General features: G+C 59.7%; 20 protein-coding genes and 1 pseudogene. 6 read left to right on the forward strand and 15 right to left on the reverse strand.

Annotated features, from left to right (window positions below; translation table 11 throughout):
* Positions 1–82 precede the first annotated feature (82 nt).
* On the reverse strand, positions 83–508 hold the full coding sequence (locus ACM6IR_RS19050) for a GNAT family N-acetyltransferase (RefSeq protein WP_414909125.1): 426 nt from the start codon (positions 506–508) through the stop codon (positions 83–85).
* A 154-nt stretch (positions 509–662) separates the two neighbouring features.
* Here ACM6IR_RS19050 and ACM6IR_RS19055 point away from each other — a divergent pair.
* Together ACM6IR_RS19055 and ACM6IR_RS19060 are read left to right on the forward strand one after the other, a co-directional pair.
* Positions 663–872: pseudogene (locus ACM6IR_RS19055) on the forward strand (hemerythrin domain-containing protein); the annotation flags it as partial.
* A gap of 108 nt (positions 873–980) precedes the next feature.
* Complete coding sequence (locus tag ACM6IR_RS19060; RefSeq protein WP_414909126.1) at positions 981–1,568, forward strand: NUDIX domain-containing protein; 588 nt, start codon at positions 981–983, stop codon at positions 1,566–1,568.
* 97 nt (positions 1,569–1,665) lie between these two features.
* Here the strand turns inward: ACM6IR_RS19060 and ACM6IR_RS19065 are convergent, their stop codons facing one another.
* On the reverse strand, positions 1,666–2,178 hold the full coding sequence (locus tag ACM6IR_RS19065) for a methylated-DNA--[protein]-cysteine S-methyltransferase (RefSeq protein ID WP_414909127.1): 513 nt from the start codon (positions 2,176–2,178) through the stop codon (positions 1,666–1,668).
* 148 nt (positions 2,179–2,326) lie between these two features.
* Here ACM6IR_RS19065 and ggt point away from each other — a divergent pair, with 148 nt between their 5' ends.
* Together ggt and ACM6IR_RS19075 are read left to right on the forward strand one after the other, a co-directional pair.
* Positions 2,327–4,054 carry a gamma-glutamyltransferase gene (gene ggt, locus ACM6IR_RS19070; RefSeq protein WP_414909128.1) on the forward strand — a complete coding sequence of 576 codons (1,728 nt, stop codon included), beginning with the start codon at positions 2,327–2,329 and terminating at the stop codon, positions 4,052–4,054.
* 252 nt (positions 4,055–4,306) lie between these two features.
* Complete coding sequence (locus ACM6IR_RS19075) at positions 4,307–4,837, forward strand: cysteine hydrolase family protein (protein WP_414909129.1); 531 nt, start codon at positions 4,307–4,309, stop codon at positions 4,835–4,837.
* 96 nt (positions 4,838–4,933) lie between these two features.
* On the opposite strand, the gene ACM6IR_RS19080 is transcribed toward ACM6IR_RS19075, so the two are convergent.
* Positions 4,934–5,836, reverse strand: coding sequence for a LysR family transcriptional regulator (locus tag ACM6IR_RS19080; protein ID WP_414909130.1), 903 nt, complete (start codon positions 5,834–5,836; stop codon positions 4,934–4,936).
* 147 nt (positions 5,837–5,983) lie between these two features.
* Between ACM6IR_RS19080 and ACM6IR_RS19085 the strand changes: the two genes are divergently transcribed.
* A complete protein-coding gene (locus ACM6IR_RS19085) occupies positions 5,984–7,483 on the forward strand; it encodes a purine-cytosine permease family protein (RefSeq protein ID WP_414909131.1) in 1,500 nt (499 codons plus the stop codon).
* Entirely contained in the window at positions 7,480–8,307 is an 828-nt protein-coding gene (locus ACM6IR_RS19090; protein ID WP_414909132.1) for a nitrilase family protein, read from the forward strand. The genes ACM6IR_RS19085 and ACM6IR_RS19090 overlap by 4 nt, the downstream gene beginning before the upstream one ends.
* A gap of 21 nt (positions 8,308–8,328) precedes the next feature.
* On the opposite strand, the gene ACM6IR_RS19095 is transcribed toward ACM6IR_RS19090, so the two are convergent.
* The 12 genes from ACM6IR_RS19095 to ACM6IR_RS19150 all read right to left on the reverse strand — a co-directional run bounded on the left by ACM6IR_RS19095 (position 8,329) and on the right by ACM6IR_RS19150 (position 20,958).
* Complete coding sequence (locus ACM6IR_RS19095) at positions 8,329–9,558, reverse strand: hypothetical protein (RefSeq protein WP_414909133.1); 1,230 nt, start codon at positions 9,556–9,558, stop codon at positions 8,329–8,331.
* 391 nt (positions 9,559–9,949) lie between these two features.
* Positions 9,950–10,909: a PDR/VanB family oxidoreductase gene (locus ACM6IR_RS19100; protein WP_414909134.1), complete on the reverse strand. Its 960-nt coding sequence runs from the start codon at positions 10,907–10,909 to the stop codon at positions 9,950–9,952.
* 35 nt (positions 10,910–10,944) lie between these two features.
* Positions 10,945–11,979, reverse strand: coding sequence for a Rieske 2Fe-2S domain-containing protein (locus tag ACM6IR_RS19105; RefSeq protein WP_414909135.1), 1,035 nt, complete (start codon positions 11,977–11,979; stop codon positions 10,945–10,947).
* A gap of 21 nt (positions 11,980–12,000) precedes the next feature.
* The gene (locus ACM6IR_RS19110) at positions 12,001–12,228 is read right to left on the reverse strand and encodes a recombinase-like helix-turn-helix domain-containing protein (RefSeq protein WP_414909136.1); all 228 of its coding nucleotides are present in this window, start codon (positions 12,226–12,228) and stop codon (positions 12,001–12,003) included.
* Between the two features lie 100 nt (positions 12,229–12,328).
* The gene (locus ACM6IR_RS19115) at positions 12,329–13,471 is read right to left on the reverse strand and encodes an FAD-dependent monooxygenase (protein ID WP_414909137.1); all 1,143 of its coding nucleotides are present in this window, start codon (positions 13,469–13,471) and stop codon (positions 12,329–12,331) included.
* Positions 13,472–13,484: 13 nt separating this feature from the next.
* Entirely contained in the window at positions 13,485–14,450 is a 966-nt protein-coding gene (locus tag ACM6IR_RS19120; RefSeq protein ID WP_414909138.1) for a VOC family protein, read from the reverse strand.
* A complete protein-coding gene (locus ACM6IR_RS19125) occupies positions 14,447–15,943 on the reverse strand; it encodes an aldehyde dehydrogenase (protein WP_414909139.1) in 1,497 nt (498 codons plus the stop codon). Before ACM6IR_RS19125 ends, ACM6IR_RS19120 begins: the two co-directional genes overlap by 4 nt.
* Before the next feature lie 9 nt (positions 15,944–15,952).
* A complete protein-coding gene (locus tag ACM6IR_RS19130; RefSeq protein ID WP_414909140.1) occupies positions 15,953–16,756 on the reverse strand; it encodes an aspartate dehydrogenase in 804 nt (267 codons plus the stop codon).
* A gap of 10 nt (positions 16,757–16,766) precedes the next feature.
* Positions 16,767–18,449 (reverse strand): thiamine pyrophosphate-binding protein, encoded by a 1,683-nt coding sequence (locus ACM6IR_RS19135; protein WP_414909141.1) that lies wholly within the window; start codon positions 18,447–18,449, stop codon positions 16,767–16,769.
* Complete coding sequence (locus ACM6IR_RS19140) at positions 18,442–19,239, reverse strand: SDR family oxidoreductase (protein ID WP_414909142.1); 798 nt, start codon at positions 19,237–19,239, stop codon at positions 18,442–18,444. Before ACM6IR_RS19140 ends, ACM6IR_RS19135 begins: the two co-directional genes overlap by 8 nt.
* 1 nt (position 19,240) lies before the next feature.
* Positions 19,241–20,077 (reverse strand): IclR family transcriptional regulator, encoded by an 837-nt coding sequence (locus ACM6IR_RS19145; RefSeq protein ID WP_414909143.1) that lies wholly within the window; start codon positions 20,075–20,077, stop codon positions 19,241–19,243.
* The gene (locus tag ACM6IR_RS19150) at positions 20,074–20,958 is read right to left on the reverse strand and encodes an alpha/beta fold hydrolase (RefSeq protein ID WP_414909144.1); all 885 of its coding nucleotides are present in this window, start codon (positions 20,956–20,958) and stop codon (positions 20,074–20,076) included. The genes ACM6IR_RS19145 and ACM6IR_RS19150 overlap by 4 nt, the downstream gene beginning before the upstream one ends.
* Position 20,959 lies beyond the last annotated feature (1 nt).

The raw sequence follows: 20,959 nt of genomic DNA on the forward strand, positions 1-20,959 counted from the left end.
AGCTATTTATCATTCAACATTGATGTCGAATGACGCGCCGCCTTCGCGAGCAGGCTCGCTCCCACAGGTTTCTGTACTTTGATCAGCAGGTCAGGCGCTTCTGGAAAAAGAAGCGCTTGTGGCCCGGCGGGTAGTCAACGATCTGGCCTAACTCGCTGTAGCCCAGCTTTTTGTAAAACCCAGGCGCCTGAAAGTCGAAGGTGTCGAGCCAGATCCCGATGCATTCCTTCTCCCGGGCCAGCGCTTCGGCCATCTGCATCAATTTCGAGCCCATGCCCTGGCCCCGGGCCTGTTCCGGCACCGACAGCAATTCGACGTATAGCCATTGATAAAAAATGCGGCCATACAGACCGCCGAGAATCTCGTCGTGTTCGTCGCGGACCAGCAAGGCAATCGGCTCTGAGACGGAGACACCCGCCTTTGAGGCGTTATAAGCGCGCAACGGCAGGAGGATCGCCTGCTCCTCTTCATCCGTGGGGTTTTGCGATCGTTCGATTCGCAGGTTCATCAACTAAATCCTTATGGTTATGAGGGAACTGCAGACCAAGCCTATCGCGGCCAGCGGTCATTGTTCCAGTCCCTCTGGCGGAACCGCCGCTCACGCGCGGATGTCTAGCCTAAACAGCGTCATTCCAGAACGCAGCCGATGAGGGCCACATTCCTTGAACATTTTTGAAGCACTGCGCGAAAGCCATGACCGTCAACGCTCCTACGCCGACGCGCTGATCCAGACCAGCGGCGATAACCCGGAACGGGTCGAGGCTTACAAACAACTCAAGTCCGAACTCCAGGCTCACGAAACCGCCGAAGAACGGCATTTCTACATCCCGCCGATGGCGTTCGATAACGGCGTCGACCTAAGCCGCCAAGCAGAAAGAGACGCTCGCCGGGCAATATGTGAAGGAGTATCAGGCTCAGCTTTCTTGAGCGGGTTTTTCGCTTACTATTCGGGCCTTCCGACGAAATAAGGACGCGTTGTTATGTCGAACACAGCCGAGCGGGTCAACATCATCGAGTCTCAGGTGTTGTCCCACGACTGGTACTTGCTCAAGAAATTCACCTTTGATTACCTGCGCAACAACGGCGAATGGCAGCGTCAGACCCGTGAGGTCTACGACCGTGGCAACGGCGCGGCGATTTTGCTGTACAACCGGGAAAAGAAAACCGTCGTCCTGACCCGGCAATTCAGAATGCCGGTGTTCGTCAACGGCCACGACGGTTTACTGATCGAAGTGGCGGCGGGGCTGCTCGAGGGCGCCGCGCCTGAAGAGCGCATTCGCGGTGAAGCGGAGGAAGAGACGGGTTACCGTGTGCACCACGTGCAGAAGGTATTCGAGGCCTACATGAGCCCTGGTTCGGTGACCGAAAAGCTGCACTTTTTTATTGCCGAATACGACGCCACTTCGAAGGTCAGCGAAGGCGGTGGGCTGGAGGAAGAAACAGAAGAGCTGGAAGTGCTGGAGTGGACGTTCGAGGAAGCGCTTGAAGCGTTTTATCGCGGGGAAATCTGCGATGCGAAGACCATCATGTTGCTGCAGTACGCGGCGATGAAAAACATCTTCGCCTGAATCCGATCTTTGTAGGAGCGAGCTTGCTCGCGATGGTGTGTCAGTCGACATCAATGTAGCTGATGCACCATCGCGAGCAAGCTCGCTCCTACAAAGATCAAAAGCCGTCGAGGCGTGCAGTTCCACCCCATTGCCCGCCTTCAAGCGTTAGCAACAACGCTTTCGCCTCAAGCCCCCCGGCAAACCCCGTCAACTTCCCCGACGCGCCAATCACCCGATGACACGGCGCAACAATCGAAATCGGATTTTTGCCATTCGCCGCGCCCACTGCCCGGACCGCTCCGGGGTTGCCGATTTGTTCGGCAATCTGGCTATAACTGCGGGTCTCGCCAAACGGAATCGTCAACAGCGCCGCCCAGACCTTTTTCTGAAAATCCGTCCCGGCAAAGTCCAGTTCCAGTTCAAAACATTTGCGGGTTCCAGCGAAGTATTCCTTCAATTGTTGTGCCGCGCGCAAGAGGATCGGATTGTCCGCGGCCTCGCTCATGGGGCCAAGCCGTACCCGGTTCAGTTTGTCGTTTTCCCAGAGGATGGCGACCAGTCTCGAGCCATTCGCTACCAGCTTTAGCTCGCCCACCGGGGAGGCGAGGAAGGTGTAGGTGAAGGACATGCCGGCGGGCTCCGCAGAAGTACTGAATGGGGCAAGCATACTGCCTCGACGGGGAGGCGCAATACGCAATCCGAGCCATACTTGCCTGTGCTCTTGAACCGTCCCCTCTGTTTTTGTACAGAGCCTAAAAACAAAAAGAGACCGACTCATGAAGTTTGAACCTTTTGCCAAAACCCTGATTGCGACCACATTGGCGCTCAGCTGTCTCAGCACATACGCGGCCTCCGTGGCCCCGGTCGCGGCCGAAAACGGCATGGTGGTCACCGCCCAGCATCTGGCCAGCCACGTCGGCGTGGACGTGCTCAAGAACGGTGGCAACGCCGTCGATGCCGCCGTCGCGGTGGCTTATGCGCTGGCGGTGGTGTACCCCGCGGCGGGCAACCTGGGTGGCGGTGGTTTCATGACCATTCAGTTGGCGGATGGGCGCAAGACCTTCCTCGACTTCCGCGAAAAAGCGCCGCTGGCCGCGACCGCAAACATGTACCTCGACAAGGCGGGCAATGTCGTTCCAGACCTGAGTACGCGCGGCTACCTGGCCGTCGGTGTACCGGGCACTGTGTCAGGCATGGAACTGGCGCTGTCGAAATACGGCACTAAACCTCGCAAAGAGGTGATCGCCCCGGCCATCAAGCTCGCCGAAGAAGGCTTTGTGCTGGAACAAGGCGATGTGGATTTGCTGGATTACGCCACCGACGTGTTCAAGAAAGACATCAAGGATTCCGGCGCGATCTTCCTGAGCAACGGCGAGCCGATGCAGGTCGGCCAGAAACTGGTGCAAAAGGACCTGGGCAAAACCCTGCGGGAAATCTCCGAGAAGGGCGCCGATGGTTTCTATAAAGGCTGGGTCGCCGACGCCATCGTCACCTCCAGCCAGGCTAACAAGGGCATCATCACCCAGGCTGACCTCGACAAATACAAGACTCGCGAACTGGCCCCGATCGAGTGCGATTACCGCGGCTACCACGTAGTCTCGGCACCACCGCCAAGCTCCGGTGGGGTGGTGATCTGCGAGATCATGAATATCCTCGACGGCTACCCGATGAAAGACCTGGGTTACCACTCGGCCCAAGGTATGCACTACCAGATCGAAGCCATGCGCCACGCTTATGTGGACCGCAACAGTTACCTTGGCGACCCGGACTTCGTGAAAAATCCGATCGCCCACCTGCTGGACAAAAACTACGCCACCAAACTGCGCGCCGCTATCCAACCGCAAAAGGCTGGCGTGTCCAGCGAGATCAAACCCGGCGTAGCGCCGCATGAGGGCAGCAACACCACCCACTTCTCCATTGTCGACAAATGGGGGAATGCGGTGTCGATGACCTACACCCTCAACGACTGGTTCGGCGCTGGCGTCATGGCCAGCAAAACCGGGGTCATCCTCAACGATGAAATGGACGACTTCACCTCGAAAGTCGGCGTACCGAACATGTACGGCCTGGTGCAAGGCGAGGCCAATGCCATCGCTCCCGGCAAGGCACCGCTGTCGTCCATGAGTCCGACCATTGTCACCAAGGACGGTAAAGTCGTGATGGTTGTCGGCACCCCCGGCGGCAGTCGCATCATCACCGCTACCTTGCTGACCATGCTCAACGTGATCGACTACGGGATGAACATCCAGGAAGCGGTCGATGCGCCGCGTTTCCACCAGCAATGGTTGCCGGAAACCACCAACCTGGAAACGTTCACCACCAGTCCGGATACGGTGAAAATCCTCGAAAGCTGGGGCCACAAGTTTACAGGTCCTCAAGACGCCAACCATGTCGCGGCGATTCTCGTCGGAGCACCTTCGCTGGAAGGCAAACCGGTGGGCAAGAACCGTTTCTATGGAGCGAACGACCCACGTCGCAATACCGGGTTGTCACTCGGTTATTGAGGCAGCTCCGGGGCTATCCGAACTCTTCAGGGTGGCCCCGATCCTGTAGCAGCTGCCGAGCTTGCGAGGCTGCGTTCGGCTGCGAAGCAGTCGTGAATTCAGACCCTGTGGCCCTTCAGGAAAACCGCAGGCACAGGATTGACGACTGCTTCGCAGCCGAACGCAGCCTCGCAGGCTCGGCAGCTGCTACATTTTACAAAGGGGGGGATTCGAAATCCGCCTCGGATCCACAGACCTATCAAGGAAGGAACCATGACTACCGCACTGCTGATCATCGATGTCCAACAAGGTTTGTGCGCTGGCAAGTACGAATGCTTTGATATCCAGCGAGTCATCGAGAACATCAATGGCCTGAGCTCCAGGGCCCGCGAAGCCTGCGTTCCGGTGATCTTTATCCAGCACGAGGAGGACGAACTGCTGAAGCACGGGTCCGAAGACTGGCAACTGGCCGACGGCCTGGAAACGTCACCTCAAGACTTGCGCGTGCGCAAAACCACCCCGGATTCGTTCTACCAGACCAACCTGCAAAAGCTGTTACTCAAGGAAGAGGTCGAACGCCTGATCATCTGTGGCCTGCAAACCGACTATTGCGTTAACGCTACCGTGCGCCAGGCGCGCGAACTGGGGTACGACGTGGCACTTGCGGCTGACGCGCACTCCACCGTCGATAACGGCAACCTCACCGCTGAAGACATCATTGCCGAGCACAACAAGGATTTGGCGCACCTGACCGGTTCCGTATCACGAATTGACGTATTGCCCTGCAAAAAAATCGACCTCTGAAATCACCGCCATCCCCTGTGGCGAGCAAGCTTGCTCGCGCTGGGCTAGCAGCAGTCCCCAGGTCCGGCACCACCCCCGAGCCAGTCGCTTGCGCCTTTACGCGCTTCCAAAAACATCAATCAATTCAGTCAGGAAAGCGCTCACCAGATCCCTCTGGCGCGCCGAATGCCTGACGGCCGCATGAAAGCCGACCTCATAGCGCAACCGTTCAGGGTTGAGTGGGTGCAATCGCCCAAGCTGCTCATGCTTCGCCGCATAGTGCTGCGGCAAAAAGCCCAGATGCTGGCCCGACAAAATGAGCAGGGCGGCACCGTCCATGCTGTCGGTCAGTACCGTCAAGCGCTCGATGGACGCGGGGGCGGGCATTTCCGGCAGGGGGTGGCTGGGCCATACCCAATCGTATTCACCGACGTCCTCCCGGGTCAGTTCACCGACATGCCCGAACAGCGGATGAGCGGGGGCGCAATAGGCGATCTGGGTTTCCTGGAACAACGGAAAGTAATCAATGCTGGGCAAGCGGTGCCAGAAATAACCGATTGCCAGATCGATGTGGCTATTGATGATTTTTTCTTCCAGCAGTGACGACGACAGCTCCGTGAAGTGGAAATACAAGCCCTCATGCCGAGCCCTTAAATGTGCAATGGCCAAGGCGATTTTTTCGTTGGCAGCGGGATCGATTTGACCGAGCAGGCCGACGTTGATGTTGCCCGAGACTTTGCGATTGATATGCTGGACTTCTACCCGGAAGCCTTCAGCCGCCGCCAGTAACCGACGGGCTGCATCGACAAACTGGGTGCCCTTGGGCGTCACCGAAAACCCGCCGCGCCCACGTTCGCACAGACGAAATCCCACTCGCGCTTCCAGCGTCGCCAATTGCGCGCTGATGGTTGGTTGTGTGGTGTTGAGCGCGTTCTGCGCGGCGGAAATCCCACCGGCCTCAACGACGGTCAAAAATACCCGGATCAACCGAAGATCCAGTTCCGATACAGTTCCCAGCATGCGTACCCCCGATCCCCACTCACATAGACGTAAATCTATGTAAACAGTGTGCCTGCGATATTTTATAGCCTTGACCAACCCCATACATTGCAGGGAAACCGGCGCTCTGCCCACAAAAACAACAATTACCAGCATAGGAACAATCGTATGTCAGGGTCCCCACAGTCTGCGCACGTCATTGAGGCGAGTAACGGGTTGGCCATCGAAGGCCACTCGATCGATTACATCCCGGAAAATGAACGTCACGCCAAACTCAGCAGCCAGGGCCCTTTCTGGTTCTTGGGCAACTTTCACTTCTTCACCATTTCCATCGGTTTTGTCGGCCCCAGCCTCGGATTGTCCGCGTTGTGGACGTTGCTGGCCGGTGCGCTCGGCATTATGTTCGGTACCATTTTCATGGCCTTCCACGGTTCGCAAGGTCCTGAGATGGGTTTGCCGCAAATGATCCAGTCCCGCGCCCAGTTTGGTTATCGCGGGGTGATCCTGGCCTTGATGGCAACGATGTTTGTGTTCGTCGGTTTCAATGTGGTGAACATCTCATTGATCATGAACGGGCTCGAACATGTGTTTGGCATCGACCCGACCGTTGTTGCCGTGGCGGTGGTGCTGATCGGCGCGTTGCTGTCGATCTACGGCCATGACCTGATGCACAAAGCCTTCAAGTGGGCGTTGCTCGCCACCTTGCCGCTGTATGCGCTGGTCACCATTGCGCTGATGTTCGGTGCGGGCCAGGAGGGCGTTACGCCCGCGACCGACCTGGGTTTCAATTGGGTTGCGTTTGCCACCCTGTTTGCTATCGGCGCGAGCTACAACATTTCCTATGCGCCTTATGTTTCTGACTATTCCCGTTATCTGCCGAAAAACACCAGCCGGCCGAAACTGATCGCCGCAGTGTTCATCGGCGCATCGTTGTCGGGCAGTTGGATGATTGGCCTCGGCGCCTGGCTCGCCCAGCAGTTGAAAGCGGCGGATGCGCTGGTGGCGCTGAATCAGGTCGGTTCCTCGATGATTCCTGGCCTGGGCAACGTGTTGGTGATTGTCTCGGTGGCAGGCTTCCTGCCGATCATCGCGCTCAACACCTACAGCGCCATGCTGACGTTGTTGACGGGCGCTGATTCGATCAAAAAAATAACGCCGACACCTCGCGCCCGAGTCATGTCGATCTCGGTGATCAGCGTCATTCTGTTGACCTGCGTGCTGTCGATCAAAGGCGATGGCATCGCCCTGTTGAATACTTTCCTGGTACTGCTGTTGTACTTCCTCGTGCCATGGACCGCCGTCAATCTGGTCGACTACTTCTTTGTGCGCAAAGGCCGCTACGCGATCCCGCACTTCTTCACGCCGAACGGCATTTACGGCGCCTGGCAATTTCGCGGCATCGCTTCCTACCTGATCGGCTTCGCTGCGATGGTGCCGTTCTTCTACATCTTCGATGCCGCCGCCAACAAAGAGGTGTTCGTCGGGCCTCTGGCGCGCATGCTTGAGGGCGTGGACATCGCCTGGTTGGTGGGGCTGGTGGTGTCGGGCCTGACTTATTACCTCCTCAGCCGTTCGATCGACCTTGAATACGAACGGCGGGTCATCGACTCGATGACCGAGCGCGACATTGTCGCCATGGCCCATCAACCTGTGGAGGCGGGGCGTTGAGCACTGCAAAAAATACCGTGGTCGCCTGCTGCCAGGTGGCCCCGAAAATAGGCGACCTCGTCTTCAACCGGACGCTGACCGAACGAGCGATCCGTTCGGCGGCACTCCGGGGTGCTCAAGTGGTGGTGTTGCCCGAACTGGTTCAGAGCGGCTACCTGTTCGCTGACCGCCATGAAGCCCTGTCCTTATCCGAAGCAGTCGACGGACCCACCTTGCGCCTGTGGCAGGCGTTGGCTCGAGAGCTGAACATCGTCGTGGTGGGCGGGTTTTGCGAGCGGCTGGAAGGCAATCAACTGGCCAACAGCGCCGCGATGATCGATGCCCAAGGCCTGCGCGCGGTGTACCGCAAAGCGCATCTGTGGGATGCCGAGAATGAAATTTTCAGTGCCGGCAATGCCGCACCGCCCGTTGTCGAAACGGTGCACGGACGAATCGGCATGCTGATTTGCTACGACCTGGAATTCCCCGAGTGGGTGCGCCTGCCGGCACTGGCCGGCGCAGACCTGCTGTGTGCCCCGGTCAACTGGCCCGATGGGCCTCGGCCGCCAACGGAGCGTGCGACGGAAGTCGTGCGGGTTCAGGCAAATGCCTCGGTGAACCGGATGTTCATCGCCGCGTGTGACAGGCATGGTCACGAGCGCGGGGTGAGTTGGGTGCAAGGCTCCGTCATCGTCGACGCCGACGGTTATCCGCTGGCCGGACCGGCGGAGCAGGGCGGCGAGCAGATGTTGTTGGCGTCGTTGAACCTCGCTGAAGCGCGTAATAAGCGGATCAGCGAGCGTAATGACTTGCATCGGGATCGGCGGGCTGAGTTGTATGGATAAATCGCCTTCTTCTCTCGGGCGTTAGAAGTAATACCCAATGTTGATGTTCGTCCGGTAGTACCAGCTATTACTGCCGATTGAACTGGTGTTGGTAAAGCCAGTGCCGTTTTCCGCGCCGCCGTAGGGGTTGGCGTTTTTCGCCCAGGTCAGGTCAACCCAAGCCATGATCGGCATGGCCAGGAACTGTGCGCCGACGGTGTACATCTGCGAGTCGTCCCAATCTTTCTGGTCTTTCCTCATGCGGCTGTAGTCGTTGTAGAGCCTGATCTTCTTCAACTGCCCCAGTTTTGGTGTGGGGATATCGTAGCTGACGTTCAGCGAGCCAATGGTGGCTTTGGAGGCAATCAGGTACGCGGGCGTCAGGCCATTACCGCCCATCAGCACCGAGTCGTTGCTGACGCCGGCAGGGTTTTTCGGGTCGTACTCGTAGCGAATGCCCTGCGTGCTGACGGTCCATGGGCCAGCGTTGATGATGGCGTGAATGCCGCCAGCCCAGTAGTCGCCATCGTCTTTGGTGGTGGCGTTGTACAGTTGGGCGGCGGCCACCGAGGCCCCCACTTCAGCTTTCCAGCCGTCGTTGATAAAGGTCCGCGCGACCCGGGCGTTGACCTGGTTGTGCTTCTCGTTGTCCTGGCGTGACTGGGTGAAGGGGATCGCATTGTCCTTGAGGTCGGCAAAGCGCCCGACTTCCGGCGAGTAGCGAATATCAGAAGGCAACATGCGCGGGAAGAAGCCCAGTTGCACATCCCAGTCCTGATCCTTGTAGTTGTACTTCAAACCGGTACCGGCACTGACGCCGTAGCCCATGAAGAACGGCAGGTGATAACTCCAACCGAACTGTGGGTACGGTTCCAGGCCGAATGGCTTGAGCGGTGCGCCCAGTTGCAGGTTTGAATTACTGTTCAGGCGATAGCCGACGAAGCCGTGGTCGACGGAGCGCTTGCCGTCATCCTGGAACCAGTAGCCGACGTCACTGAACAGGTTCTTGTAGGTCGCTTTTACGTCGAGGCGAAAGGTGTCGAAGAGAAACCGGCCGTTGTTTTCGGTGGTGTCCCAATGCTCGTCGCGGTAGTTGGTCCGCAAGGCGCCGCCGATGTCCAGACTGCTTTCGCCATCATCACTGCGCCACGCGATATGCGGAAAAGGCTTTTTCGCGGTGCTCGATGTCTCGGGTGCAGCGGGTCCGGGTTCGCCTGCGAAGCTGACGCAACTGCTCATCATCAGTCCCAGACATATAACGTACTTCTTCATGTGAACTCCCCTGCAAAGTTGTGCGCTACAAAGTGACCGGCAACACTTTTCCGCTGCCATTTAAAATGGCAATGGACGGACGACTTCCAGTGTTGCGGTACTTGAGTGCGTTTTTTGTTTTACTGTTTCGTAGGTGATACGGCGTATGACATATGAACTTATTATTTATAGAGCAGAAACTATGCCAACTGCTTCATGCAGATTGTTCATGCTAATAAATCCAATAAAAACAATTGTTTATATGGGGAACAAATTTTCTTGTATTGCCCGTGAAACGCGGGCTTCCAGGGGTAACGAAACTGCACGTTAACTGTGCGTCTTTACTCCACGGCCCATAAAAAAGGCCGACAATAATGTCGGCCTGTTTAACGTATGAAATTGAATGAAAGTGTTATAGGTCAAGCACCAGTCGCCGACTTTTGCATCCCGATACACATACCATCATCGATTTATTCGCTGCACGTTCGGCTTTGGTCAGCACGCCATCGCGGTGGTCGATGTCACCTTCCAGAACACGGGTTTCGCACGAACCACACACCCCTTCACGACAGCTGTATTCGATGTCGCAGCCCGCTTCAAGCAAGACGTCGAGCAAACTCAAACCTGGCTCGATCGACAGCGTCTTGCCGGATTTTTTCAATTCGACGCTATAGCTGCTCTGCGCGTCATCGGACGGTGGCAGCTCGGCCGCTGCGAAGCGCTCGATGTGGGCATGCGGGTAACCGAGGCCTTCGCAAGTGCTTTCGAACGCATCGAGCATCGGCGTCGGGCCGCAGCAATAAAAGTGCGTATCGCCGGGCTGATCCGCCAGATACGCGGTCAGGTTGGGCGGCACGCCTTTTTCGTCGTTGAAGTGGTAAACCACCTTGGCATCCAGGCCGCTGAGCTCTTCCACCAGCGCGGCTTCCTGCCGCGAACGGGCGCAGTAGATCAGCTCGGCGGATTTTCCCAGCGCCAGCAGCTGGCGGAACATGCAATAGATCGGCGTAATGCCAATACCACCCGCCACCAGCACGCTGTGGCGGGCACTCAAGTCGAGCTGGAAGTTATTGCGCGGTGACGAGATCGGCAGCTGCATGCCAACCCGCAATTGTCCGTGCACATATTCCGAGCCGCCACGGCTGTTGCGATCACGCAGGATACCAACCACATAACGGCCCTGATCGCTCGGCGAGTTGAGCAGCGAGTAGCTGCGCACCAGGCCATTGGGTAAATGCAGGTCAATGTGCGAGCCGGCTTCAAACGGGGCGAAGACGGTGTCACCAAACGGCCGCAACTCGACACTGATAATGCCTTCGGCTTCATAGCGCAGGGTATGCACGCGAGCAGTGATGGGGGAAGAATGGGACATGGGTCACCTCTTTTCGACAGTACGCAAAGCTTTGTTCATGGCAGCTGCTTCGCTTCGATCAGTTCCAGTTGGGCCTTGGCCGCGTTTTTCAGGTAGCGGCGCAGGCGCACCACACCGAGGTCGTGCTGGTAGAGGTTTTCCCGCTGGTTGGCGTCCGGTTCCATGAATTCGAGCAGCACCCGATCCTGTTCCAGCACGGCCCAGTGCCGTGCTTCCAGGCGGTTTTTGTAGAGGAAGCGCCAAGTGTCGCGCTGCCAGCCGGTCAGCGGACGGCAACGCCAGTGGAACACCGCCGACAAGGCGCGGCTGCTCGGCGTGTAGCTGCCGATGATGGTGAAGTTGCCGCCCGGGCCACCGGTTTTCGGATAAGGAATTTCCAGACGCAGCCAGTGGCAGCCGTTGTCCATGAATTCGGTCCAGTCGAAGTTGACGCCGCGTTGGCCTTCTTTCTCGAAAAAGAAACCGTTGTCGGTGTCGCGAGTGACGAACTTGGCCGTGGCTTCGCCTTCGCTCATGGAGTGCGACATCTTGTGCAGATAGGTGCCGTGCATCGGGTCCATGACGTTGTCGATCACGTAGCGGTAATCGCCTTTCCACTCGGTGTAGCAAACAAAGCTGCTCCACTCCGGGGAGGTCAGTTGCTCGGGTAACATCAGTTCCGGCGGGATGTCTATGTGCGCTTCGGTGGCGTTGTAGAGGAAAATGACGCCAGCAGCTTCACGGGTGTGGAACATCCGCGTCGGGCGACTGCCCTCGAGTTTGCAACCCGGGCTGCCGGGGACTTTGGTGACGGTGCCGTCGCAGCGCACTTCGACGCCGTGATAAGGGCATTGCAGCCGGTCACCCAGCACTGGACCCTGAGACAACGGTGCGCCGCGATGCGGGCAATGATCTTCCAGGGCATGGACGCTGCCGTCGTTGTCACGCCACAGGGCAATCTTGTAGCCCAGTCGACGGATCGACACCGGCTTTTCGCCCAGTTGGTCCGAGGGCAGGACCGGAAACCAGAGGTCTTTCAAGCCATTGGCCAGGAGGTTTTCAACAGGATCGACGGTTGTATTCATATTCATTTCTTATTTACCTCCGGCGGGTCATTCGCCCAGCCGAGCCATCAGGGTTTTATAGGCGTCTTCCGTCCACTCTCCGGTGGTCAGCGGGCAGGGCGGTCCGGCCAGGTTCAGGTGCGCGAGCAGGGCGGGCAACTCGGTCACTCCGTTGCCAAAGGCGCGCTCGATGGAGTCGCCGAGCAACTCTTCGAACTGGGTATTCGGGCGTTTGCGGGCCTGATGCGGCTCGAGGTAGGGTTCGGTATTGCTCATCTCAACGACCTCCATTGCGTACCCGTTCGCGGATCATTTCGCGCACGGGAATAAAGTCATACGAGGGCATCGGCGAGCTTTCACCGATGCCCGTTTCACGTCAGGCCGCGTTCGGTGTCGGCACTGTCCAGGCGTCATAGCCGTAAACCCAATCGGCGTTACCGCCGTCCTTGAGCCATTGATTGCCACGCGAGCCGATCTGGATCTGGCTGGTGCGTTGCAGTCTCGCCTGCTGGTAAGCCTGCAGAGCATCAGCAATCCGAGCCGTGCTGGTCAGTCCTTGCAGATGGCGCGCGAGCACTACTGCATCTTCGATTGCCTGGCCGGCCCCTTGAGCCATGAATGGCATCATCGGATGGCAAGCGTCGCCCAACAGGGTCATCGAACCTTTGGACCAGAACGGCAACGGATCGCGTTCATACAGCGCGGTCTTCAACACGTCGCTGCAGGCATCGAGCAAGGCACGGGCATCCGGATGGAAGTCCCGATAGTGACTACGCAATTCGTCGGCATCCCCGGCGCTGGTCCAGGACTCTTCATGCCAGCTGTCCTGTGCGGTGGTGGCAAAGATGAAAATGTCTCGGCCTTGATTCAGCGGAAAGGTGACGATCTGGCTTTGCGGGGTCGGCCCCCACCATTTGGTGAACGCTTGAATGTCCGGCACATGCGCGACGCTGTCGGCCGGCACAACGGCGCGGTAGGCGACCACTCCGGTAAAACGCGGTTGCTCATCACCGAACAGCGCATTGCGCACCACCGAATGGATGCCGTCAGCGCCGATCAACAGATCGGTGACGTGGCGGCTGCCATCCTTGAAGTGCAATTCGATACCGTCGGCGGTTTGCAACACGCGCTCGGCGCGCTTGCCAAACTGCACCTGTTCTTGTGGGAAGACGTCGGCCAGCGCGGCCAGCAGGTCGGCGCGGTGGATGGTCAGTTGCGGCGCGCCGTATTTCTGTTCGGCGGCGTCAGACATTTCCAGACGCGAGGTTTCCACGCCGCTGTCCCACATCCGGCTGATCCGGTGAGTGGGACGAGCAGCGGGAATACGCACTGCTGGACCGACACCCAGCCCATCCAGGGCACGCACGGCGTTAGGTGTCAGGTTGATGTCGGCTCCGACCCGCAAAAAGGCTTTGGACTGTTCGAACACGGTGACGTTATGGCCTGCACGGTGCAGGGCAATGGCGGCGGTCAGACCACCGATCCCGGCGCCGGCAATGGCGATATTCAGCAAAGACATGGACGACTCCTGCTCAGGATTTCGGTTTGTCGGTAAGGAATTTGCCTTGCGGCGCTTCGACATTTTGCTGGCGTCGGGTGTTGCCATCGATGCCGCCGGCAATGGCCCATTCGGCGAATACCGTCGGGCCGGGTTCGAAGGTGCGTGGTTCCCATTCGCCGGTCAGTTGGTCTTCGTCGGCGTAGTACTCGACCAGCGCGCCGGCCGGGTTTTTGAAGTACCAGAAGAACGCCGAAGACACCGGATGCCGTCCCGGGCCGATTTCCGTGGCCCAGCCGCTGCGGGAGATGTGCATGCCGCCGCCGAACACTTCGTGGACATCACGCACGGTGAAGGCGACGTGGTTCAAACCGGCGCGAGGGGCAGGCAGTTGCAACATGAACAGGTCGTGGTGGCCACCTTCTTCAGCGGTGCGCAGGAAAGCCCCGCGATCCGGATAGCGGTCCGAGGCCTGGAAGCCGAAACGCTCGTGATAGAAGGCTTCGCAGGCATTCACATCCTTGACGAAAAACACCACATGACCGACTTCGATCGGCGTGGCGCGTTCGTAAACCGGCGCGGCCTTGTTGATCCGGCCTTTGGTTTGCCAGGTGTTGTGGCCGCTGCACTCGATGTCCAGCTCACGCTTGCGGGTCACTTGCAGGCGGATCGCCAGGCCATTGGGGTCGGTGCAACCGATGCGGCCATCAGCTTCAATGAAGCCTGGATCGTTGGCGATTCGTTCACTGTAAAGCTTCAGGTCCGCGTCGCTTTCGACGCCCCAGACCACTTCACGCACGGTCGAACCGGGTTCGATGGCCGGCGGCAAGCCAGCCTTGTTGATATCGGCCAGCACCACACGGCAGCCGTTGAGGGTTTCGAAGATCACCTCGTCAGGCTGTTCGCTGACTTTGGTCAGGCCCCAGTCGCTGAAAAAACGCGTGCTGGTGTCGAGGTCTTCGACGCCGTAGGTGACTTCATCAATGCCTAAAACGCTCATAACCCAACCTCTCGTTGCACACCGGCCCAGGCCAGTGGCTGTTCATTCATGCCCCAATAAAGGCTTTTCTGTTCCATGTACTGCAGGATGCCGAGGCGACCTTTTTCACGACCCAGGCCGCTATCGCGCCAGCCGCCGAACGGGGTGGAAATCGAGAACTGTTTGTAGGTGTTGATCCATACCGTGCCAGCCTGGATTTTTCGACCCAGCGCCCAGGCGCGTTTGTAGTCACGCGTCCAGATCCCGGCAGCGAGGGCGTACAGGCTGTCGTTGGCCTGTTCGAGCAATTGCGCTTCGTCATCGAATGGCATGGCGATCAACACCGGGCCGAAGATCTCTTCCTGGCACACTTGTTGGCTGTTGTTCAGGCCTTCGAGGATGGTCGGCGGGTAGTAATAACCCTGGTCGTAAATGCCGCCGGTCGGCCGCTGGCCGCCGAGCAGCAAGCGTCCACCTTCGGTCAGCCCCAGCGCGACGTAGCGCTCCACCGATTCACGGTGACCGGCGCTGATCAGCGGGCCCATTTGCGTGCTCTCATCCGCCGGATCACCGACACGCAACTCAGCTGCCGCCGCCACCAGACGTGCCATGAACGGCGCATACAATGCGCGGGCGACAAATAACCGGGAACCGGCGATGCAGGCTTCGCCCGAAGAACTGAAGATGCCGTAAAGCACCCCGGCCACAGCGTGGTCGAGATCCGCATCGTCGAGGACGATGGTCGGTGATTTACCGCCCAGTTCCAGCGACACCGGCATCATTTTGTCGGCGGCGATGTGGGCAATGTGTTTACCGGTTTTGGTGCCGCCGGTGAACGAAACACGCTTGACCAACGGGTGGCGGGTCAGCGCATCGCCCAGCAGCGAACCCTTGCCCGGCAATACACTCAGCAGGCCTTTCGGCAGCCCGGCATCTTCGCAGATGCGTGCCAGTTGCAGGGCCATCAACGGCGTGATTTCCGCCGGTTTGATCACCACGGCATTGCCGGCGGCGAGTGCCGGAGCGACTTTCTGCGCTTCGCTGGCAATCGGTGAGTTCCACGGGGTAATCGCGGCGATCACGCCCATGGGCTCGTAAACGCTCATGCTGACGAAATCACCCCGTGACGGCGTGATGGTTTCTTCGAGGGTTTCACAGGCCGAGGCAAAGAACTGAAAGGTCCCGGCGGCGCTGGCCACCAGGGCACGGGTTTCGTTGATCGGCTTGCCGTTGTCCTGGCGCTGCAATTGCGCCAGCTCTTCGCTACGTTCACGGATCAACTCGGCAATGCGGTACAGCACGCCGGCCCGTTCGTGTGGTTTGCGCTGCGCCCAGCCACTGTGCAAAAACGCCTGATGCGCGCCTTGCACGGCGTCTTCCACGTCTTCGACACTGGCGGCGTTGAGCCAGGCAACGGCTTCGCCGGTCGCGGGGTAGCATGTGGCATAGCGCTCGCCGCGACCGAGTCGCCATTCGCCGGCAATGCAAATCGGTAAAGTCTGTTCGAGAGTCATCGCTGTCCCCTAAATCGAAATCGCATGGGCGTGGTTGCCCAAGGCGCGGACGACGCTGTAAACGGTCAACGCCGAGGTCTTCGGGTTGGCCTGCAGCGGTTTGCCACGCAGGCTCAGTTCGAAGCCGCCGAAGGCACCGCGGGCTTCGAAGTGATGCACGTTTTCTTCGCTCGACGGATCGGCAATCAATGTCACATGGGTACGGTCCAGGCCAAGGCCGGCCAGCGACAAGGTCGCGGCGACGTTGGCGTTTTTTGGATAAAGGTGTGCCGCTTCGCGGGCGCTGCCCTCAAAAATCACCGTGGCTTCAGTAATGCTGTCCAGGTCACAGACCTGTTCAGCAGGGGTGTTTTTCCAGGCGCGTGCCGGTTTGCGTCCGGTGTAATTGACCGAGTCCAGCCCGCCCACTTTGGCTGCCGACAGCGCGTCGATGCCACCGATGGCACCGGGCAGCAACTCGATGCGGGTTTGCCCCCGCTCGGCGGCGGCTTCCAGACGTTCCACCAGCCCGACTTCGGACAGCGCACCCACCGAGACAATCAGGCAGGCGATGCCACGCTCCAGTGCCGGCAACACATGCTCTTCGATGGCGCGGTGACCGGCGCATTCGACCAACAGGTCGGGGCGCGCGTCGGCCGGCAATGCCGTTAGCACTTGCGGTGGTTGTTTGAAACTCGCCAACCGCTGGCGCACCAGTTCTTCAGAGCCGGCCGAGGCGATGACGTAGTCGACGCACAGCTGCGGGTCTTTCTCCAGCAGTTCGAGCACGCCGACGCCAATGGCGCCGCAGCCGATCATGGTGATATGCAACATGATGAACTCCTCAGGCCGTGGCTTTTTGCGCTTTGGTTTCGCTGTTGGGCGGACCGGCGAATTGCGTGGCGAAGCTGCCGACGCTGAGCATGTCGACTTCCAGCAGGAACGGCCCCGGTTGACCGAGCGCAGTGTCGACGACACTGCCGAAATCCTTCAGGTCGGTGACCAGGCCGTGGCGCAGGTTCAGCGATTCAGCCAGCTTGGAGTAATCCGGGGTGTGCAGGTCGACGTAGCAATGACGGCTGCCGTAGACCGCGTCCTGGATATTGCGGATCACGCCGTAACGCTGATCGTTCATCAGCAGAATCACCACGTTGGCGTTCTCTTGCACCAGCGTCGCCAGTTCTCCGAGGTTGAGAATGAAACCGCCATCACCGGCCAGGGTGAAGACTTTTCGTTCAGGCGCGGTTTCCGCTGCAGCGACTGCCGCACCGATGCCCATCGACAGGCCCTGGCCAATGCCGCCGCCTAGCGCATGCACGCCGGAGCGCGGGTGAAACAGGGTCAGCAAGCGATTGCCCCAGATGCTGTTGGACAGCGTGACGTCGCGTACCCAGGAGAAATTGCGCCCGGTCATCGCTTGCAGCTGTTCGACCATGGCCGAGTACGGGCCGAGGTCGGCGATCAGTTGCGTGCGGGATTTTTCGCGCACCTCCTTGAGGTCGGCAAGGAATGTCGGGTCGATGTGCAGACGACCTTCCAGGCGATCGGCCAGGCCTTCGAGCGCCAGCGCCGAATCACCGCAGATAAACAGCTCGCTGTTATAGCTGCGACCTTCAATGGCCGGGTTGGCGTCGATACGCAAGGTATTACGTGGCAGCTTCAACGCGTACTTGAATGTTTCGTTGCTGCGCAGGCGTGAACCGGCGATCAGCAGGGCGTCACAACTTTGCAGGAACTGCTCGACCAGTTTGTTTTGCGAGAACGCGCCGAGGCAGCGCTCGTCATCTTCGTTGACCACGCCGCGACCTTGGGTCGAGGTGATTACGCCGACGCCCATGTCCAGCAAGCGTTTGACTTGAGGCCCGGCATGCCGAGCACCGCCGCCAAGCCACAGCAATGGACGCGTGGCAGTCGCCAGACGTTCGGCCACCAGGTCCAGCGCTTCCGGGGCAGGCACGGCCACCGGAATCGGCAGCGGCGACAAGTCGGTCGGCATCGTGATGAAGGTCGACTGGATGTCGATCGGGATCTCGACGCTGACCGGCCCGGTGGGGGCGGTCAGCGCGGTTTGCACGGCGAGTTTCAGGGTGCTGATCGCGGTGTCGACGCTGCGCACACGGAACGCGGCTTTCGACACGGCCTTGAGCATGGTCAGTTGGTCGCGGGCTTCATGGATGTAAGCGAATTCCTGATCCAGGTACGGCGTTTCGATTTGCCCGGTGATGTGCAGCAGCGGTGTGCCGGCGGTCAGTGCTTCGACCATGGCGCCGGCAGCGTTGCCGGCCGCGGTGCCGGTGGACGTCAGGCAGACGCCCAGGCCTCCGGTGGTGCGGGCATAGGCATCGGCCATGTTAGTGGCGCCGGCTTCACCGCGGGCCATGACAAAACGGATGTTGCCGCGTACGGCGAACGCATCGAGGATCGGCATGTTATGGATCGAAATGACGCCGAACGCGGCTTTAACGTCGCACTGTTCGAGAAACGCGGTGATGGCAGCGCCAACGGTGACAGTATTTTCATTACGCATGGCGAGACAGGCCTCCAGAAACATCGATATGGCTGCCTGTGGTGTAAGCCGACAGAGGCGAGGCCAGGAACAGGATCGCGCGGGCCGCTTCAATCGGCAGGCCCAGGCGCCCCAAGGGAATGTGTTTTTGTTGAGCAAGCCGGGCGGTCCATTGGGTCCAGTCCAGATCCCGCTCTTCGCGGGCTTCGAAACGGCGGCGCCATTGCCCGGATTCGACCAGGCCAATCAGGATGCCGTTGACCCGAATGCCGTCACTGGCAAATTCGGTGGCCATCGAGCGCACCAGGTTCATGACACCTGCGCGAGCAGCCGAGGTGGCGACCATATGCGGCTCCGGCTGGCTGGCCAGCAGCGAATTGACGCAGACGATGGCCGCATTGGTTTGGCTTTCAAGCTGTGCATTGAAGGCGCGAACCGGGTTGATCACCGAGAAAAATTTCAGGTTCAACTCTTCGGTCCAGGCGCTGTCCGTAGTGTCGGCGAAGGTCGAGACCCGGCCTTGCCCGGCGTTGTTGATCAGCACGCTGGCCGGACCGAATGCGGCGAGGCTAGCGGCGGCAAAGGCGTTGACCGAGTCCGCTTCGAGCACGTTGCAGGCATGGGCCAGCAGCCGCGCTTCGGGGAAGCGTTGACGCAACCCTGTTTCGGCGCTGCGCAGGCGATCTTCGTTGCGACCGCAGAACGCCACGGCCGCGCCGGCTTCGAGCAACAGCTCGACGCAGGCCAGGCCAATCCCCGAAGAACCTCCGGTGACAATCGCGGTGCTGTTTTGCAGTTGATAGAGACTCATCTCAATCCCTCATCAAGGCGGTTACGCGGTGCTGGCCGTCGTGACCAGCAGCGCTGTTGTAATTGAGCAGGCGCGACAGTTCGTCGGCGCTGCGGCGCACTTGCAAGAGCAATTCGTTGAAGTTGACGTGAGCGATCTGCGCGGTCGGGATGGTCACGCCCAGCGCGGCGACAATCCGGCTCGTCTCATCACGCACCGGGGCGGCGACTGTCGAGATCGTTGACTCGAAGAAGCCTTCGCTGCTGACGAAACCGCGTTGACGGTCGGCTTGCACCAGGTCAAACAGTTCCATCACGGTTTTTGGCGTGCAAGGCGAGAACTGTTCCAGGTGATCTTCCGGGTACAGCTCACGCAGTTCCGTCAGCGACAGGTCTTCGAGCAGGATGCGGCCGAGGACGGTGGCGTGGGCGGGCAGGCGAGTACCGACGTTCACGGCGCTGGAGAACACGGAGGGCGGCGAGACTTTGGCGACATAGACAATCGAGCGGCCATCGCGCACCACCAGATTGCTCGGGTAGTTGAGACGGTCGCATAAACGGGCGAGCAGCGGTTGGCCGAGTTCGGTCAGTTCCAGGGACGCCAGGTACTCGAAGCCCAGGCGCAGTACCGACATGCCGAGTCGGTATTCGTTGCCGCTGCGGGTGACGAAACCCATGGTTTCCAGTGTCGTGAGCAACCGAAAGATGGTCGATCGCGGCAGCGCCAGGCGCCGGGCCAGTTCCGGCGCGGTCAGCGTGCGATTGCGCCGGCTGAACTCGCACAGCAGCAGCAAGCCGCGCTCCAGGCCTGGCACGATGTATTTATCCTGGGCGTCCTTCAGCAGATCTGAATCGTTCATAGCGATGCACCTGTCAGGGATTCTTTGATGGCAAAGGCCAGGCGGCCCGCCACCACACAAGGTTGTTCGATGGGGCTGGCGTGCCCGGCATCGGCAATAAGGTTGAACGTCCCGCCCAAGGCCTTGGCCAGGGTCAGGCAGCTTTCGGGAGCGGTGATGCCATCGGCTTCGCCGCAATGCACTTCGCAAGGCATCGACAGCGGCGCGTGCCGCAGCAGGTCATCGCCACACAACAATTCAATGGCCTGGCGATAGCCTTCGGGGTTGAGCCGCGCCATGTTCCATTGCACCCAGGCCTGTGCTTTCGGGCTGGCGGCAGGCGAAAGCATGTAGGCGCTGCGTTGCTCGGCCATGTGTTGAATGCCCAGTTGTTCCAGGGCCCGTAGGCGTTTATCGCGGACTTCCTGGCGCAGCAAGGCGCGCGATGGATGACCGTAACCCTGGGCAGGGCTGATCAACACCAGCCGGCTGACTCGCTGTCGGTGCACGCCGCTGGCGAACGCCGTGGCAGTGATCGCCCCGAGGGAATGGCCCACCAGCACACAACGCTGGATGCCCAGTGCGTCGAGCATCTGCAGCAGTCGTTCGGCGTAGTCCGACGCGTCGGGGGCCAGCGATCGCAGCGGCGTGGACTCACCGTAGCCGGGAGCCTCCCAGGCAATCACCCGGGCGCTCTGGCCAAGCTCTTGCGCCACCTCTAACCACGACGCCGAGCCCGAGCCGATCCCGTGCAACAACACAATGGCTGGCCCGGTTCCGCATTCGCGGAAGGCCTGGCGCCCACCGGCGATCTCCAGCGTGCGCAAGGGGAAGTGCGGGGCCAGCCGCGCTTCAAGGTCAGCCGTAAGCTGCGGGACGAGATGATCGATGGCGTGCGACATG

This window comes from Pseudomonas sp. IT-P253, from assembly GCF_949768125.1.
Lineage (GTDB): Bacteria > Pseudomonadota > Gammaproteobacteria > Pseudomonadales > Pseudomonadaceae > Aquipseudomonas.

What these genes read in the sequence shown, in the direction of transcription:
- ACM6IR_RS19145 (WP_414909143.1), bottom strand. Translation starts at nt 20,077, where the DNA reads ATGAACGATTCAGATCTGCTGAAGGACGCCCAGGATAAATACATCGTG.
- ACM6IR_RS19105 (WP_414909135.1), bottom strand. Translation starts at nt 11,979, where the DNA reads ATGAATATGAATACAACCGTCGATCCTGTTGAAAACCTCCTGGCCAAT.
- ggt (WP_414909128.1), top strand. Translation starts at nt 2,327, where the DNA reads ATGAAGTTTGAACCTTTTGCCAAAACCCTGATTGCGACCACATTGGCG.
- ACM6IR_RS19095 (WP_414909133.1), bottom strand. Translation starts at nt 9,558, where the DNA reads ATGAAGAAGTACGTTATATGTCTGGGACTGATGATGAGCAGTTGCGTC.
- ACM6IR_RS19125 (WP_414909139.1), bottom strand. Translation starts at nt 15,943, where the DNA reads ATGACTCTCGAACAGACTTTACCGATTTGCATTGCCGGCGAATGGCGA.
- ACM6IR_RS19060 (WP_414909126.1), top strand. Translation starts at nt 981, where the DNA reads ATGTCGAACACAGCCGAGCGGGTCAACATCATCGAGTCTCAGGTGTTG.
- ACM6IR_RS19110 (WP_414909136.1), bottom strand. Translation starts at nt 12,228, where the DNA reads ATGAGCAATACCGAACCCTACCTCGAGCCGCATCAGGCCCGCAAACGC.
- ACM6IR_RS19150 (WP_414909144.1), bottom strand. Translation starts at nt 20,958, where the DNA reads ATGTCGCACGCCATCGATCATCTCGTCCCGCAGCTTACGGCTGACCTT.
- ACM6IR_RS19120 (WP_414909138.1), bottom strand. Translation starts at nt 14,450, where the DNA reads ATGAGCGTTTTAGGCATTGATGAAGTCACCTACGGCGTCGAAGACCTC.
- ACM6IR_RS19100 (WP_414909134.1), bottom strand. Translation starts at nt 10,909, where the DNA reads ATGTCCCATTCTTCCCCCATCACTGCTCGCGTGCATACCCTGCGCTAT.
- ACM6IR_RS19080 (WP_414909130.1), bottom strand. Translation starts at nt 5,836, where the DNA reads ATGCTGGGAACTGTATCGGAACTGGATCTTCGGTTGATCCGGGTATTT.
- ACM6IR_RS19140 (WP_414909142.1), bottom strand. Translation starts at nt 19,239, where the DNA reads ATGAGTCTCTATCAACTGCAAAACAGCACCGCGATTGTCACCGGAGGT.
- ACM6IR_RS19050 (WP_414909125.1), bottom strand. Translation starts at nt 508, where the DNA reads ATGAACCTGCGAATCGAACGATCGCAAAACCCCACGGATGAAGAGGAG.
- ACM6IR_RS19065 (WP_414909127.1), bottom strand. Translation starts at nt 2,178, where the DNA reads ATGTCCTTCACCTACACCTTCCTCGCCTCCCCGGTGGGCGAGCTAAAG.
- ACM6IR_RS19115 (WP_414909137.1), bottom strand. Translation starts at nt 13,471, where the DNA reads ATGTCTTTGCTGAATATCGCCATTGCCGGCGCCGGGATCGGTGGTCTG.
- ACM6IR_RS19075 (WP_414909129.1), top strand. Translation starts at nt 4,307, where the DNA reads ATGACTACCGCACTGCTGATCATCGATGTCCAACAAGGTTTGTGCGCT.
- ACM6IR_RS19135 (WP_414909141.1), bottom strand. Translation starts at nt 18,449, where the DNA reads ATGCGTAATGAAAATACTGTCACCGTTGGCGCTGCCATCACCGCGTTT.
- ACM6IR_RS19085 (WP_414909131.1), top strand. Translation starts at nt 5,984, where the DNA reads ATGTCAGGGTCCCCACAGTCTGCGCACGTCATTGAGGCGAGTAACGGG.
- ACM6IR_RS19130 (WP_414909140.1), bottom strand. Translation starts at nt 16,756, where the DNA reads ATGTTGCATATCACCATGATCGGCTGCGGCGCCATTGGCGTCGGCGTG.